This is a genomic window from Micromonospora sp. NPDC005172 (assembly GCF_040608555.1).
Lineage (GTDB): Bacteria > Actinomycetota > Actinomycetes > Mycobacteriales > Micromonosporaceae > Micromonospora.
The window spans coordinates 1-16,823 of sequence record NZ_JBEXIL010000024.1 but is presented as its reverse complement, the minus strand read 5'-3'; the positions used below and the strand labels follow the sequence as shown (position 1 = coordinate 16,823).

7 protein-coding genes are annotated in these 16,823 nt (G+C 69.0%); 1 reads left to right on the top strand and 6 read right to left on the bottom strand.

What is annotated here, in order from left to right:
• Positions 1–23: 23 nt before the first annotated feature.
• The 6 genes from ABZV06_RS17985 to ligA all read right to left on the bottom strand — a co-directional run bounded on the left by ABZV06_RS17985 (position 24) and on the right by ligA (position 15,675).
• The gene (locus tag ABZV06_RS17985) at positions 24–6,389 is read right to left on the bottom strand and encodes a hypothetical protein (protein WP_355622664.1); all 6,366 of its coding nucleotides are present in this window, start codon (positions 6,387–6,389) and stop codon (positions 24–26) included.
• A 799-nt stretch (positions 6,390–7,188) separates the two neighbouring features.
• On the bottom strand, positions 7,189–8,688 hold the full coding sequence (gatB, locus tag ABZV06_RS17980) for an Asp-tRNA(Asn)/Glu-tRNA(Gln) amidotransferase subunit GatB (protein WP_355232934.1): 1,500 nt from the start codon (positions 8,686–8,688) through the stop codon (positions 7,189–7,191).
• Between the two features lie 13 nt (positions 8,689–8,701).
• Complete coding sequence (gene gatA / locus ABZV06_RS17975) at positions 8,702–10,177, bottom strand: Asp-tRNA(Asn)/Glu-tRNA(Gln) amidotransferase subunit GatA (protein WP_355622661.1); 1,476 nt, start codon at positions 10,175–10,177, stop codon at positions 8,702–8,704.
• 76 nt (positions 10,178–10,253) lie between these two features.
• Positions 10,254–10,559: an Asp-tRNA(Asn)/Glu-tRNA(Gln) amidotransferase subunit GatC gene (gene gatC, locus ABZV06_RS17970; protein ID WP_088991147.1), complete on the bottom strand. Its 306-nt coding sequence runs from the start codon at positions 10,557–10,559 to the stop codon at positions 10,254–10,256.
• A gap of 122 nt (positions 10,560–10,681) precedes the next feature.
• Entirely contained in the window at positions 10,682–13,387 is a 2,706-nt protein-coding gene (locus tag ABZV06_RS17965) for an EAL domain-containing protein (protein WP_355622658.1), read from the bottom strand.
• A gap of 152 nt (positions 13,388–13,539) precedes the next feature.
• Positions 13,540–15,675, bottom strand: coding sequence for an NAD-dependent DNA ligase LigA (gene ligA, locus ABZV06_RS17960; protein WP_355233089.1), 2,136 nt, complete (start codon positions 15,673–15,675; stop codon positions 13,540–13,542).
• A gap of 346 nt (positions 15,676–16,021) precedes the next feature.
• Between ligA and ABZV06_RS17955 the strand changes: the two genes are divergently transcribed.
• On the top strand, positions 16,022–16,582 hold the full coding sequence (locus ABZV06_RS17955; protein ID WP_355622655.1) for a type II toxin-antitoxin system PemK/MazF family toxin: 561 nt from the start codon (positions 16,022–16,024) through the stop codon (positions 16,580–16,582).
• The last annotated feature ends 241 nt before the right edge of the window (positions 16,583–16,823 follow it).

Below are 16,823 nucleotides of genomic sequence, written 5' to 3'. Positions count from 1 at the left end.
TCTGCCCTGAGGTGGCCGCGTTTTTAGCAGTCCATGACCACGTTCGCGAGTTCCTGCAGTTCCGTGCGTTTTTCGGAACGTTCGGTGTCTACGGCGAGTTTTGCTATGGCGTTCACCCAGGCGGATTTTTGTTCGTTGCGTAGCTGGCGGGAGTGTTCGTGGACGTAGGCCTTCGCGGTGTCTATTCCCTTGACGAAGAGAAGGTCGACCGCGTGTAGGGCAATGTCGGCGCCGTCGGCGGGATGGCCGGATTGTTTGATGAGGTCGACGCGCAGGTCGGTGGCGGGATCGATGGAGCGGGCGTGGTCGGTGATGAGGTGGAAATTGCGGGTGGCGGGGACGAGCTCTCTCTGGTAGTCCAAGACAATGGGAGCGGCATCGGGTGTGCCCAGCTCACCCAAGAGGGGTTTGAAGCGGGTGAACCAGGAGTCGCCCTGAACGAGGTCCACGATTTTGTCGAGGTCTGTGCGAGCCGCTGAGCTGGTCAGCTCTTGGCGGTATTCGTTGAGGATGGTGAGGGTGGCGCCGCGGTCGGGCGCGAGGAGGAGTTCGCGCAGGGCCGGAGTGACGACCTCGGTCTGGGCCTTTGCCTGACGCGCCGCGTTGGTGAGGCCTGCTGCGGTGAGGGTGGCGCCCAGTGCGAGGTCGGTGCCGAGCCTCGCCGTCCACGTCTGGCCAAGCGAGACCTGGCCGGGTGAGCGCTTCGGGATAACCGGGTGAACGATGCTGACGTTGGAAGCTTCGGACAGTTCGGTGAGTGGGCCCTCGATGTTCGCGGGGGTGACCACGACGCGGGGCCGTCGCCCCAGGGCCAGGTGTAGTGCCAGGCATCGCACAGCGGCCAGGGAATCGGCGGTCGCCGCGCGACCCGGGCGGACGCCCAGGAAGATCACCTCTCCAACGAAGCCGGCTGCCGCGGCGAGCACCTCCTTCTTCATCGCCGTCGAGGCTCGCTCGCCGAGCCAGTAGACCCGCCCCGACGGATCCACCTCGACGCCACGCCCGGGCGGCACCACCACCGGCCCGACCGTCCACTTCGCCCACGGCCGCTGCACGCCGGCAGCAGAAAGCGCTGCCTGGTTCATGCCAGCGGAAACGCGCGTGGTCCTCGCTGCCTCAGGCGCCGCGCTCTGGACGTTGTCGGCCGGCGCCGCGCTCTGAACGTTGTCGGCCGGCGCCGCGTCACTATCCGGTGTCTGGCTGCTGCCGGCGGCGCTGATTCCGGATGACACCTGGGTGCGGCGCGGTGGCTGGGCAGTGGACTGCACGGCGGCAGGCAGGGCCAGTAGTGGCTCGTGCGGCGGTGTGGACGGTGTGTCGCCGAACAGGGATGCCAGGTCGTCGTCGGGGGTGGGTTGCCGGGATTGCGGCCGGGGTGGGTTGATGAGGATCGGGTTCGGCGTGTGGTCCTTGCTGGCGGTGGGGTCCGGCTGGGTAGACAGTTGACCAGCGGCTATCGCCTGCGTGAAGTCGCGGGCGTAAGCCGAGGAGTTGGCCCACTCTGGCTGATTGTCCATCCAGCCAAATTCGCCATCCCCGGCGACATCGACATCCATCGTGTCCAAGGTGTCCGGTGGCACGTTCTCCTGGTCAGGAGCGTCGGCATCCCGGGCGATAACACCAGTGGCAACGGAACCGTCAAGACCCCCGGCCGCAGCAGAGGCAAGCCGCACATTCCAAGAACCGTCAGAACCGCCAACGAGACGCCAACCCTCGCCAGACTTCCATTCCATCGTCCACAAATCTGCTATCGAAGTGATGGAACGCAGCGACCTCCGCAAGTTTCCTATAGCATCTCTTGGCAGAGAACGACCGGCATATGTACTCCTGATCTCGGCAGTGGTTGCCAACGTGCCGCGCTTCTCGACAAGAAGTCGAAGGAGTGGAGCCTGTTCTCTTGTGAAAACAAATTCTGGAATTCCGTTGCGATACAGGGTTTCATTGTCAAGAACCCATGAATCGTGCGCAGCTGCGTAACTGCCCTCGGCCGCCGCAGGCGATGAGTCTGGCGCGTGCCGCTGGCTGGTTCTCTGGTGGGTGGAGGTCGAGGCGTACTGCTGGTTGGTAGACATGCCGGTATGGACGATTGGCGACGGATCCAGCAACGCGCCGACGAGTGGGACCTGGGCGTCGTCGAGGCTGAGGTTGGGGTGAGGGGCGTTGTGGTGGCCAGCGGTGACCGACGTGAATGGGTTCCAGGTGCTCGATGACTGCTCTGCGGCGTCGTGAAGGAGTGTGTCAGCGCCGAGTATCGAGATGCCCGGCACGCCGGCCGGACGCAGGGACCGATAGTGGTAGCCGTTGCGGTGGAGGTAGAGCGCGGGGTGGCCTGGGTTAGGGACGTGAGTCACATCCACGATGCCGGCGACGGTGCTTTCGAGAATGCGAATGTCGAGGTTGAGAAGCCGGGCCAGGACGTAGGGCATCTCGAGGCCGGCCTGGGACTGCCAGGATTCCGGCTCCCGCAAGGCTTCCCGCAACACCTCGGGATACGACCCGGACCCCAGGACGATGATGCCGAATGCGATCTCGCGGATTCTCCCATCAGCCGGGCGGTCATGCGGGCGCGATACGCTAAACTCACTCCACATTTCGGCTGAGCGCCCCTTGAAATACTCAAGACCAGCCAGGTCCGCGACGACCTGATCGGTGAAGTACTCAGAGATCTTGCGCCGGAACAACTGCACCAACGGCCGTTCGGACGTCGAACCCTCCGGAGCGCCAACAAACCCGGATAACTCGACAACGAAATCCGGCGGCAGGAACACCCCCTGCGCGGTGGCGCTGGCCAACACCGCCTCGAACAGACCACCAGCGCCCCCGGGCACCGCATCGATCCACATCAGAACATCAGGACGACCAGGCAGGGAAATCAACGACCCGACATCCGCCGCCGGCAACACCCGCCCACCCACCGGCAACAGCCGCTCCCGCCCATCCCCGTCAGACAGGTCGAAACCCTGCCCTGTCCCATCACCCCCAGACATGTCGACATCCATCGTTTCCGCCGGCTGCGCGTTCGCTCCCTCGGGAACATCGACACTCGCCCCGACGACACCCCCACGAGCGTCGAAGGCCCCCGTCAACGACACAGCCGACGCGGACACCACCTCGACATCGGCATCACCAGGCCCCGATGGCACATCAGCCACGTGACCAGCGGCAACCACACCGGGCGCGTGCTGCTCGCTGACGCCTTCGTCGGTGACGGTCGACGCACGGGGCTGATCGGCGGCAATGCCGGCATGGACGGCCGATGACTGCTCTGCGGCGTCGTGAAGGAGTGTGTCAGCGCCGAGTATCGAGATGCCCGGCACGCCGGCCGGACGCAGGGACCGATAGTGGTAGCCGTTGCGGTGGAGGTAGAGCGCGGGGTGGCCTGGGTTAGGGACGTGAGTCACATCCACGATGCCGGCGACGGTGCTTTCGAGAATGCGAATGTCGAGGTTGAGAAGCCGGGCCAGGACGTAGGGCATCTCGAGGCCGGCCTGGGACTGCCAGGATTCCGGCTCCCGCAAGGCTTCCCGCAACACCTCGGGATACGACCCGGACCCCAGGACGATGATGCCGAATGCGATCTCGCGGATTCTCCCATCAGCCGGGCGGTCATGCGGGCGCGATACGCTAAACTCACTCCACATTTCGGCTGAGCGCCCCTTGAAATACTCAAGACCAGCCAGGTCCGCGACGACCTGATCGGTGAAGTACTCAGAGATCTTGCGCCGGAACAACTGCACCAACGGCCGTTCGGACGTCGAACCCTCCGGAGCGCCAACAAACCCGGATAACTCGACAACGAAATCCGGCGGCAGGAACACCCCCTGCGCGGTGGCGCTGGCCAACACCGCCTCGAACAGACCACCAGCGCCCCCGGGCACCGCATCGATCCACATCAGAACATCAGGACGACCAGGCAGGGAAATCAACGACCCGACATCCGCCGCCGGCAACACCCGCCCACCCACCGGCAACAGCCGCTCCCGCCCATCCCCGTCAGACAGGTCGAAACCCTGCCCTGTCCCATCACCCCCAGACATGTCGACATCCATCGTTTCCGCCGGCTGCGCGTTCGCTCCCTCGGGAACATCGACACTCGCCCCGACGACACCCCCACGAGCGTCGAAGGCCCCCGTCAACGACACAGCCGACGCGGACACCACCTCGACATCGGCATCACCAGGCCCCGATGGCACATCAGCCACGTGACCAGCGGCAACCACACCGGGCGCGTGCTGCTCGCTGACGCCTTCGTCGGTGACGGTCGACGCACGGGGCTGATCGGCGGCAATGCCGGCATGGACGGCCGAAGGCGGCTCCGCGGCGTCGTGAAGGCTGGAATGGACCGCGCTGGGCTGGTCAGCTGTCACCCACGTGAGAGGGTACGAGACGCCCGATGACGGCTCCGAGGGAACCCCCACATTCCACGAACCGCCCGAACCACCAACAAGACGCCAACCCCGAGGATGCACAAAGTCCAATTTCCACAGACCATCCAACGCTGCGACGCCGCCTAGTATGTCGCGAAGCGCGGCGACATTTAGGGCTGCCTTTCCTGTGCCGCCATACGCTTTGTTGACCTCGGCATGGGTCACCACGTCGCCGAACTTGCGAACAAAAAGATCCAGCAGAGCAGCAGCCGCAACTGGGAGCATTTTTACTCGGCGGCCACCGTGAAGCAGTATTCGGCCGTGGAGGAACCACGAGTCTTGGGGACCACTGCCACTGGCATCGGCCGTAGCAGGCGACGAGTCCAGCGCGTGCTGATCGCCGGCGCTCTCGTGGGTGAAGGTCGACGCATACGGCTGATCGACGTGCATACCGGCCTGGGCGGTCGACGACGGATCCAGCAACGCGCCGACCACCGAGTCGAGGCTGGAATGGACGGCGCTGGGCTGGTCAGCTGTCATCCACGTGAGAGGGTACGAGACGCCCGATGACGGCTCCGAGGGAACCCCCACATTCCACGAACCGCGCGAACCACCAACAAGACGCCAACCCCGAGTAGGCAAGACTACTATTTCCCACAAACCGTTCAACGCTGGGATTCCGATTATGCTCTCGCGAAGCGAGGCAACATCCATGGATGCGTCCCGTGTGCCGCCATACGCTTTCTTGACCTCGGCATGAGTTACCAGGTCGCCGAATTTGCGAACAAAAAGATCCAGCAGAGCAGCGGTCCCAACTGGGAGTCTTTTTACTTGGCGGCCACCGTGAAGCAGTATTCGGCCGTTGAGGAACCACGAGTCTTGGGGACCACTGCCACTGGCATCGGCCGTAGCAGGCGACGAATCCAGCGCAGGCTCGGCGGAAACCTCACCAGCGGCGACCAGACCGGCAGGATCCCCGACCCGACCAGAACGAACCCTCACATTCCACGAAGCGCGCGGACCACCAGCAAGACGCCAACCCATGCGAGAACGCACGTCTATCTTCCACAAACCCTCCAACGCTTCGATGCTATCTAGTTTTAGGCGAAGATTTTTGACAGCCGTGGCCGCGGAGGCTATGCCGCCATACGCTCTCTCGATCTCGGCATGAGTTACCAGGTCGCCGAATTTGCGAATAAAGAGCTCCAGCAGCGCAGCGGCCGGCTTTCCAAGCTGTGCTATTTCGAGGCCATCGTGAACCAGTGCTCGGCCGTCGAGGAACCATGAATCTTGCCGTGCACTGCCACTGGCCTCGGCCGTAGCAGGCGACGAGTTCTGCACATGCCGCTCGCTGGTGCTCGGGTGGGTGGAGGTCGATGCGTACGGCTGGTCGCTGCGCATGCCGGTATGGACGGTCGACGACGAATCCAGCAACGCACCCACCAGTGGGACGTCGATGGGGTCACCATGGATGCTCGACCGCATGCGGAGCATGTCCCACTGCCGAAGCCGCCGGTTGTGATCCAACACAAGAGACACCGCCCCACGCAACGGACCCGGCACCGCCCCTGCGTCCCGCACCGAACTGGGCAACTCGAACTCAACGATCCGCCCACTTGGTCGAGCCTGCGTCTCGACCAACAACAACTGACCATCAGGACGACGCGCCACCACCACCAGATGACGCGGCACCTTCGGACGGTCCACCCGCACCACCGTCACCGCACCCGGCGCCAACCCCCCCAACCCACCAAGGCCCGCAGCAACGAACGCCCCACCCAACCGCCGGCCAACCCACCCCACCCCATCAGCGTCATCACGCGTCACCAACGGCAGACCCACACCCGTGAGCACCTCACCGACCCGAGGCACACAATCAGCCGCACCATCCCAGTCAGCGACACCCTCCAGCGCCACGCCCAACCGCCACCGCATCACCGCCGACGACAACCCCGACACCCCGGCCACCGACTCCACATGGCCACCAGCCGCACCCGGAAACACCACCACATCACCCGACACCCACCCCGGCAGCACACCCGCGCGCACCCACAACGGCACACCCAACTCACCCACCCACCGCAACACCCCCCACCCATCCACAGCCGCCGACGCCAACGCCACCACCGACCGCCCCACCACACGAACCGACTGCCCCCGCACCACCTCCCGCACCCAACCCGACCCCACCGACCCCCCATCAACCCACATCACCTGCACACCCACCACCGGCTCACCAAGACACACTTCCTCCGGTGGCACACCCCCGCCCAAAAACACCCCCGACCGCACCCACGTCAACCCAAACTCCACACACCCCACAACCCCACCCTCACCCACTCGAAACAACCCTCCGGATCAGCGCAACCACTCGACGAGACCTCCACTTAAAACCATAAAGCCCACAAAGAAGGCCGACCAGACAGGAAACTTCAGGTTTGACAGAACGGCGCCACAGGCAGTGTGTTTCAGAATGCGCTCCGGGCAGGTCAACACCGCAACGAGGAAAGTGCAGATGTGCGGTACAGGCCGGGACCGCGTACGCAGTGGGTGATTCCTACGCGGACTTCAGATGCAAGCGTGACGAGGCGAGCGGCACAGGTGTTTCAGTCACAGCCCCCGCCGCCGTGCAACCTGTCGGGGCGTCGACGGCCGGATCAGCCGAGTGCGACGGCGGGGACGCAGCGCCAGGTCCCAAGACCCGGGCCCGGGCCGATTGCTCAACCACACGTGCCAACGCCGCCTCGAACCCGACCTAAGTGTGGTGAACACGGCGAACGGGCTGGCACACACCGCGCCAGCCCGTGCACACCGAGATTGGTCAGCCCTGGACGCCCAGGCGCTCCAGGATCAACGTGCGGACGGCTGCGGCGTCGGCCTGACCACGGGTCGACTTCATCACCGCGCCGACCAGCGCGCCGGCCGCCGCGACCTTGCCGCTGCGGATCTTGTCGGCGATGCCCGGGTTGGCGGCGATGGCCTCGTCCACCGCGGTGGTGAGCGCACCGGTGTCCGAGACGACCTCCAGGCCCCGGCTGGTCATGATCTCGGTGGGTGAGCCCTCACCGTCGACCACGCCCTCCAGCACCGTACGGGCCATCTTGTCGTTGAGCTTGCCGGCGTCGACCAGACCCTGCAGCTCGGCGACCTGCGCCGGGGTGGCGCCGATGTCGGCCAGCTCCACGCCGCTCTCGTTGGCCCGGCGGGACAACTCGCCCAGCCACCACTTACGGGCCGCGGCCGGGGTGGTGCCGGCTGCCACGGTGGCCTCGATCAACTCGACCGCTCCGGCGTTGAGCACCGACTGCATGTCCAGGTCGGACAGGCCCCACTGCTGCTGGAGCCGACGCCGGTGCACCCGAGGCAGCTCCGGCAGGGCGGCCTTCAGCTCGGCGACCCAGGCCGGGTCCGGGGCGACCGGCACCAGATCCGGCTCCGGGAAGTACCGGTAGTCGGTGGCCGTCTCCTTCGAGCGGCCCGACGTGGTGTCGCCGCTCTCCTCGTGGAAGTGCCGGGTCTCCTGGGTGATCCGGCCGCCCGCGTCGAGCACCGCCGCCTGCCGCAGCATCTCCGAGCGGACCGCCCGCTCCACCGACCGCAGCGAGTTGACGTTCTTGGTCTCGGTACGCGTACCCCACTCCTGCCCCGGCAGGTTCAGCGAGGTGTTCACGTCGCAGCGCAGCGAACCCTCCTCCATCCGCACGTCCGAGACGCCGAGGGTACGGATCACGTCACGCAGCTCCGCGACGTACGCCCGGGCCACGTCCGGGGCGAGCGCCCCGGTGCCCACGACCGGCTTGGTGACGATCTCGACCAGCGGGATACCGGCCCGGTTGTAGTCCACGAGCGACTCCGTCGCGCCGTGGATCCGCCCGGTGGCACCGCCGACGTGCAGAGTCTTGCCGGTGTCCTCCTCCAGGTGCACCCGCTCGATCTCGATCCGCACCGTCTCGCCGTTGACCTCGACGTCCAGGTAGCCGTCGACGCAGATCGGCTCGTCGTATTGGCTGATCTGGAAGTTCTTCGGCATGTCCGGGTAGAAGTAGTTCTTCCGGGCGAACCGGCACCACTCGGCGATCGAGCAGTTCAACGCCAGGCCGATCCGGATGATCGCCTCGATGGCGGCCTTGTTGGCCACCGGCAGCGACCCGGGCAGGCCCAGGCACACCGGGCAGACCCGGGTGTTCGGCTCGCCACCGAAGTCGGTCGGGCAGCCGCACCACATCTTGGTGTTCGTGCCCAACTCGACGTGGGTCTCCAGGCCGATCACCGGTTCGTAGCGCGCGACGACCTCGTCGTACGCGGGCAGCGTCGTCGTCATCTGGGCTCCTGCCTCACAGTGCCGGTGGGGTGAACGTGCCGACCGCGGACTCCAACGCGGCAGCGACCCGGTACATCCGGTCGTCGGCCATCGTCGGGGCCATCACCTGCAGGCCCACGGGCAGCCCCTCGGAGAGACCACAGGGCACCGAGATGCCCGGCCCGCCGTACAGGTTGGTCGGAATGGTGAACAGGTCGGCCAGGTACATCTGGTACGGGTCGGCGGTGCGGGCGCCGATCGGGAAGGCCGTGAACGGGGTGGTCGGCGAGATCAGCGCATCCACCTGCTCGAACGCGGCGTTGAAGTCCCGCGTGATGAGCGTACGGACCTTCTGCGCCTGGCCGTAGTACGCGTCGTAGTACCCCGACGACAACGCGTACGTGCCGATCATGATGCGGCGCTTGACCTCGGGGCCGAAGCCGGCCTCGCGGGTCAGCGACATGACCTCCTCCAGCGACCGGTTGCCGTCGTCGCCGACCCGCAGGCCGAACCGGACGCCGTCGAACCGGGCCAGGTTGGAGGAGCACTCGCTCGGGGCGATCAGGTAGTACGCCGGTAGCGCGTACGCGAACGTCGGGCAGGACACCTCGACGACCTCGGCGCCCATCTTGGTCAGCGCGTCGACCGACTCGCGGAACGCCGCCATCACGCCCGCCTCGGCGCCCTCGCCGACGAACTCGCTGACGATGCCGAGTCGTACGCCGGTCAGGTCACCGGTCGCGCCCAGCTTCGCCGCCGCCACCACGTCCGGTACGGGCTGCGGGATCGACGTCGAGTCGCGCGGGTCGTGCCCGCCGATCACCTGGTGCAGCAGGGCCGCGTCGAGCACGTTGCGGGCACACGGGCCGGGGGTGTCCAGCGACGAGGAGAACGCCACCAGGCCGTACCGGGAGGTGCCGCCGTAGGTGGGCTTCGCCCCCACGGTGCCGGTGACCGCGCCGGGCTGCCGGATCGAGCCACCGGTGTCCGAGCCGATCGCCAGCGGCGCCTCGTACGCGGCCAGCGCGGCGGCGCTGCCACCACCCGAGCCACCCGGGATGCGGCTCAGGTCCCACGGGTTGTGCGTCGGGCCGTACGCCGAGTACTCGGTGGAGGAGCCCATCGCGAACTCGTCCATGTTCGTCTTGCCCAGCATGACGGTGCCGGCGGCACGCAGCCGCTGCACGATCGTCGCGTCGTACGGCGGACGCCAGCCTTCGAGGATCTTCGAGCCGACGGTGGTCGGCACGCCACGGGTGGCGAGCACGTCCTTCACCGCGACCGGCACACCCGCGAGGGCGCCCAGCTCCTCGCCGGCGGCCCGGCGCTCGTCCACCTCGCGGGCCGCGGCGAGCGCGCCGTCGGTGTCCACGTGCAGGAAGGCGTGCACCCGGTCGTCGACCGCGGCGATCCGGTCCAGGTGCGCCTGGGTCACCTCGACGGCGGAGGTCTCCCCGCCGGCGACCAGGGCGGCGATCTCCGTCGCGGTCATTCTGGTCAAATCGCTCATGCCGTCACTCCGCTTCGCTCCGCGACGCCATGAGGCACCACAGCGCTGCACTGTTGATTCGCTCGCTGGCGCTCGCTCATGAGGCCACGTCCTCGCTCAGAATCCGGGGTACGCGGAACCGCTGGTCCTCGGCGTCCGGCGCGCCCGACAGCGCCTCCTGCGGGGTCAGGCACGGCGTGACGACGTCCTCACGGAAGACGTTGGTCAACGGCACCGAGTGCGAGGTCGGCGGGATGTCCGCGGCGGCGACCTCGCCGACCTGGGCGACCGCCTGGAGGATCACGTCGAGCTGGCCGGCGAACGTGTCCAGCTCCTCCTCGGTGACGGCGAGCCGCGACAGGCGCGCCAGGTGCGCGACCTCCTCGCGGGAGATGGCGGCCATCCGTGCCCCCTTCTGATGTCCTGCTGGTCGGGCGGTGTGCCGGCGCGCGGCGGGTGCAGCGTGACGCGCGGTGACCGGAGCGAGTCTATTGTTCCGCCCCCCGCGCCGGCTGCTCGGGTGGGTCAGCGCGTCAGTCTGCGGGCGGCGTCCGGCTCCGGACCTCCGCTGGGGCGGACCGGCCGGTAGCGGGCCAGCCAGGTGACCAGCTCCTCGGCGGGCATCGGGCGGGCGTAGAACCACCCCTGGGCCGCGTCGCAGCCGGCCGCGTACAACATCCGCCAGGTCCGCTCGTCCTCCACGCCCTCGGCGACCACCCGCAGGCCCAGCGCGCCCGCCAGCTCGATCGTCGAGCGGACGATGGCCGCGTCGTCGGCGTCCTCGGCCATGCCCAGCACGAACGACCGGTCCACCTTCACCTCGGACAGCGGCAGTCGGCGCAGGTGTTGCAGCGACGAGTACCCGGTGCCGAAGTCGTCCAGCGCGATGGCCACCCCGATCTGGTGCAACCGGGAGATGGTGGCCAGCACCCGGCGCGGATCGGCCATCAACGCGCCCTCGGTGATCTCCAGTTGCAGCCGCTCGGCCGGCACCCCGTAGCGGGCCAGCCGGTCGGCGATCTGGTCGGCGATCTCGCCGGTGTGCAGGTCGCGCACACTGACGTTGAGCGCCGCGCGCAGCCCGATGCCGGCCGCCGACCACTTGGCGAGCTGCTCCACCACGTCGTCCACGACGCGCCGGGTGAGCAGCCGCATCACCGCGCTCTGCTCGGCGACCCGGATCAGCTCCTCCGGGTCGACCATGCCCCGACGCGGGTGCCGCCAGCGCAGCAGGGCCTCGACACCGACCACCTCGCCGGTCGCGATGGCGATCTGCGGCTGGTAGTACATGGTGATCTCACCGGCGTCGTCGGCCGGCTCGCCGCCGTCGCGTACCCACCCGGTCGCCTCGATCACCCGCTCCCCCGCAACGGGCCCACCGTCGCGCCCCGGACGGTGGTCGCCCGCCGGTGGCAGCGCGCCGCCGTTCGGCGAGCGACGGCCGTGACCGCCGGAACGCCGGTCCCGGCTCGGGCCCGGGCGGGTACCCGGAATCGTCGCGCGACTGTTGCGGCCCCGGATCGGGTCGGCGCCGGTGGCGATCCGGTTGATCAGCTCATCGGCGTGCGCCAACTCGCCGTCGGCGCGCCGACGGCGAGCCCACCACCGCCCGCCGGTCGGCGGCGTCGCGGCGATCACCGGCGCCGCACCGGCCGGCAGCGCCGCGCCGTCACCGCCGCGCACCTCGGCCTCCACCGCAAGGGGTACGTCTGCCGTCCGCTCCGACTCACCCGACTCGGGGTCGTCCACGGGTACGGGATGGCCTGCTCGTGTGGCGGAAGCGGCTGGTGCGGCGTGCGTGGCCTCGTCGGCGTGGCTTGCGGCGTCGGCCTGGCTTGCCTCGTCGGCGTGGCTTGCGGCGTCGGCCTGGCTTGCCTCGTCGGCGTGGCTTGCCTCGTCGGCGTGGCTTGCCTCGTCGGCGGACGAGCCGGACTCGAGCACCCGGCGGAGGTCGGCGAGGAGCCCGAGACGCTCGGCCGAGTTGTGGTCGGACTCCGGCGCGTACACCGCGACCGTGTCGTTGCGGTGCTTGGCGTCGTACATCGCCACGTCGGCGTGCCGCATCAGGGTGGCGAAGTCCTCGCCGTGCTCGGGGAAGAGGGCGATCCCGATGGAACCTCCGACGTCGAGCGGCAGTCCGTCCAACGGCACCGGCTCGGCCAACGCCCCGACCACACGATCGGCCAACTCGCGCGCCTGGCCGACATCGGTCAGCCCGGTCATCACGATGGCGAACTCGTCGCCACCCAGGCGGGCGATCATCTGCGGCTGGGGCTCCACATCGGTGAGCCGGGCGCTGACCTCGACCAGCAGCCGGTCACCGACGGCGTGCCCGAGCGCGTCGTTGACGTTCTTGAAGCGGTCCAGGTCGATGAGCAGCAGCGCCAGATGCCCGCCGGGCTCGCCGCGGGCGGTCCGCTCGGCGTGCAGGTGCACCTGCTCGGCCACCTCGGTCAGCAGCGCCTTGCGGTTGGGCAACCCGGTCAGCGGATCCGCGTCGGCGAGATGCTGCTGCTCGACGGTCAGCCGGGCCATCCGGTACACGGCGAAGAGCGGCACCAGCACCAGCGGGATCAACGCCGCGCTGAGACGGGCGGCGGCGACCAGCACCGGGGCGAGCAGCAGCAGCGAGCCGGTGGAGAGCAGTTCGAAACCGACGCCCTGGCGGACCGTGGGCCACCAGCGGTCGCCGAAGCGCAGCCGCACCGCCCAGCTCACCAGGCCGTAGTTCACGACGAACCAGGCCAGCGTCGCGCCCCCGACGGCGGCCACGTCGGTCCAGTGCAGGTGTCCCCCGGAGAAGATGGTGCCCGGCCCGAGCTGGATGACGCCGTACGCGGCGGCGAGCGCGCAGGCGTACTGGCCGACGTTGAACGCGGTCCGCCACGCGGCGTTGCCCATCCGCCAACCGGAGACGATCACCCCGACAGCCTGCACCACCACCGCCGGGCCGAGCCCCCAACCGAGCAGGATCGCGAAGGTGAAGCAGGTGGACGGGAAGACCGCCGAGGTCTGCCGTCGCCCGGGTGGGACGAACGGGCGCGCGTCGCAGACCACCGCGAGCGCGGCCATCGTCCAGAACGCCACCGGCAGGCGGGACACCTCGTCGGGAAGCGTCGTGAGTGGACCGGCGGCGGTCAGCGCCGCCACCACGAGGATGCCGACGACGAAGGCGGCGAACGGCGCAGCCCGCCCAGGTGGGAGGGAGTTGCGCGGGTCGGCGACCTCCATCACACCTCCCGAGGACCGGTCGACGTGTCGGTGGGCACGTCGTGACCCAATGAAACGCCCTCGGCCCCGGGTTTCCCGGTATGACAGTCACGAATCGGTCGTAGTCGTAATTAAGTTGGTATACGCGGCGGCCACTCCGACGCGTGGCGGAGTCAGCCCTCGACTCGGGCGACCTCCCGCGCGGCGTCCGGACCCGCGTCCAGCAGCAGCCGGAACCCGTCCTCGTCGAGCACCGGCACCTTGAGGCTGGCCGCCTTGTCGGCCTTGGACCCCGGGTTGTCCCCCACCACGACGAAGCTCGTCTTCTTGGAGACCGACCCGCTGACCTTGCCGCCCCTGCTCTGCACGGCCTCGGCGGCCTGGTCCCGGGAGAAGCCGGCGAGGGTGCCGGTGACCACGACGGTCAACCCCTCCAGCGGGCGCGGGCCCTCGTCGACCGCTTCCTCGGCCATCCGTACGCCCGCCTCGGCCCACTTGCGGACCACCTCGCGGTGCCAGTCGACCGCGAACCACTCCCGGATGCTGGCCGCGATGGTCGGCCCGACCCCGTCGACCGAGGACAGCTCCTCCTCGCTGGCCGCGTCGATGGCCTCCATCGAGCGGAAGTGCCGGGCCAACGCCTGGGCGGCCGTGGGGCCGACGTGCCGGATGGAGAGCGCCACGAGCACCCGCCACAGGTCGCGTTCCCGGGCGACGGCCAGGTTGTCGAGCAGCTTGACCGCGTTGGAGCCGAGGCTGCCGTCCTTGTTGACGAAGAACGGTGACCGGGACAGCTGGTCGGCGTCGAGCTGGAAGAGGTCACCCTCGTCGGCGATGATCTCCGCGTCCAGCAGCGCCGCCGCACCCTTGTAGCCGAGCACCTCGATGTCGAACCCGCCCCGGCCGGCGAGGTGGAACACCCGCTCCCGGAGCTGGGCCGGGCAGCTGCGGGTGTTGGGGCACCGGATGTCGACGTCGCCCTCCTTGGACGGCGCGAGCGGGGTGCCGCAGGACGGGCAGCTTGTCGGCATGACGAACGGGCGGGCATCGGCGGGCCGCAGGTCGACCACCGGACCGAGCACCTCGGGGATCACGTCGCCGGCCTTGCGCAGCACCACCGTGTCGCCGATCAGCACACCCTTTCGCTCCACCTCGCGGGCGTTGTGCAGGGTGGCGAGCGCGACGGTCGAGCCGGCCACCCGCACCGGCTCGAGGACGGCGAACGGTGTGACCCGACCGGTACGCCCCACGTTGACGTCGATGTCGAGGAGCTTGGTGGTGACCTCCTCGGGCGGGTACTTGAAGGCGATCGCCCAACGCGGGGCCCGACTGGTCGAGCCCAGACGACCCTGGATGGAGACCGGGTCGACCTTGACCACCACACCGTCGATCTCGTGCTCGACGTCGTGCCGGTGCTCGGCGTAGTAGGCGATGTATTCCGCCACGCCGGACAGGTCCGGCACGACACGCCACCGGTCGCTGGTCGGCAGCCCCCACGCCTTCAGCGCCCCGTACGACTCGGACTGGGCCGTGGGCTGGAAGCCCCGACGGGCCCCGATGCCGTGCACGACCAGCCGCAGTGGCCGGGAGGCGGTGATCCGTGGGTCCTTCTGCCGCAGGCTGCCGGCGGCGGCGTTGCGGGGGTTGGCGAACGGGGCCCTGCCCTGCTCCACCAGACCCGCGTTGAGGTCCGCGAACGCGGCGATCGGGAAGTAGATCTCGCCCCGGACCTCCAGCAACTCGGGGATCGTCGGGAACTCGGCGGACGGCGTGAGCTGGCCGGGTACGTCCCGAATGCTGCGCACGTTGGCGGTGACGTCCTCGCCGGTGCGGCCGTCACCCCGGGTGGCCGCCCGGACCAGCCGCCCGGCCTCGTAGGTCAGGTTGATCGCCAGACCGTCGACCTTCAACTCGCAGAGGTAGGGCACCGGCCCGCCCGCGTCCCGCTCGACCCGCTCGGCCCAGGCTGCCAACTCCTCGTCGGCGAAGGCGTTGTCGAGCGAGAGCATCCGCTCGGCGTGCGTGACGGGGGTGAAGTCGGTGGAGAACGTGCCGCCCACCCGCTGCGTCGGCGAATCCGGCGTGCGCAGCGCCGGAAACTCCTCCTCCAGCGCTTCGAGCTGGCGCAACTGCTTGTCGAACTCGGCGTCGGTGATGATCGGCGAGTCGAGCACGTAGTAGCGGTACTGATGTTCGGTCAGCTCACCGCTCAACGTGGCGTGCCGCTCCCGCGCCTGCGGCGTCGGCTCTGCGCCGGCCGCCGCCTCCTGAGCCCGGCTGACCTGCTGACCGATCTGCTCCTCGGACACCCCGCCACTTTCGGACACGCCTGCGACCTCCCTGATCACGCTACTAAGGCACGGTATCGGTCCGGGGTGACAATCCGCCGCCCACCCGCAAGGAGGCCGGAACGCGGCCCGTTGATCGACTCCAGATCGCCGATATCGGGGTATCCGCGCGCCCAGATGCCCCCAGATCGGTGATCTCGAGTCGATCACGACGCACTACCGCGCGCCCAGCGCGTGCGCCCAGCGCGTGCGCCCAGCGCGTGCGCCCGTGCACGGGCGGCGGTGTCGCCAGCGGGCGACGGGGGTCATGACGTGCGAGGATCGCCGGACGAAGCGGCCGGCGCGCCGCCCTGACGTGGAGGTGGCGATGAACGAGGCGCTGCTCTGGGCGGTCGCGATCCTGCTGGCGGTGGCCGCCGGTTGGGCGTGGAACAGCTGGCGGAGCCGGGCGGCCACGCGACGCTCGACCGACCGACGCTCGACCGACCGTCCCGGCCGGGGTGCCGCGACCGGCGGGGGCGGCCGTCGACCCGCGCCGCCGAGGCCGCGTGGCACCGACCGACCGGCCGGTACGACCCGCTCCCGGCAGACCGATCGTGCGGCCGACGCTCCGGCAGCGGGCGAGATCTGGTGGGCCGATGTGCCGTACGTCGACGGCAGCGGCTCGAAGGTGCGGCCCTGCCTGGTCCTCCGCGTCGATTCCCGGGGCGCCGACGTCCTGAAGATCACCAGTCAGGACAAGAGCGACCGGGACGACCACGTCCGGATTCCCACCCGGGAGTGGGATGCCGACGCCGAGCACGACAGCTACCTGAGCCTGACCGAGCCGGTCCGGGTCAGCCTCGCCGACTTCGCCGACCGCGCCGGCCGTTGCGACGCCGACCTGTGGCGCAAGGTCCGCAGCCTCCGCCATCTGCCCGCCGGCTGACGCCAAGCTCAACCAAAGGCCATCCCGACCCCACGCCGTAGATCCACTCGACTTCCACGAAACCGGCCGGTCCACCCGCCAGCGACAGCCCGACTTCCAGAAACCCGAGTCGATCACCCCATGACCGGCCACGGGCCGCATCACCCCAGACCGGGCGCGGCCGCGTCAGGCGAGCCAGGCCGCACGGGCCGGCCGCACGGGCCAGGCCGCACGGGCCAGGCCGCACGGGCCAGGCCGCACG

What these genes read in the sequence shown, in the direction of transcription:
- gatB (WP_355232934.1), bottom strand. Translation starts at nt 8,688, where the DNA reads ATGACGACGACGCTGCCCGCGTACGACGAGGTCGTCGCGCGCTACGAA.
- gatA (WP_355622661.1), bottom strand. Translation starts at nt 10,177, where the DNA reads ATGAGCGATTTGACCAGAATGACCGCGACGGAGATCGCCGCCCTGGTC.
- gatC (WP_088991147.1), bottom strand. Translation starts at nt 10,559, where the DNA reads ATGGCCGCCATCTCCCGCGAGGAGGTCGCGCACCTGGCGCGCCTGTCG.
- ABZV06_RS17965 (WP_355622658.1), bottom strand. Translation starts at nt 13,387, where the DNA reads ATGGAGGTCGCCGACCCGCGCAACTCCCTCCCACCTGGGCGGGCTGCG.
- ABZV06_RS17955 (WP_355622655.1), top strand. Translation starts at nt 16,022, where the DNA reads ATGAACGAGGCGCTGCTCTGGGCGGTCGCGATCCTGCTGGCGGTGGCC.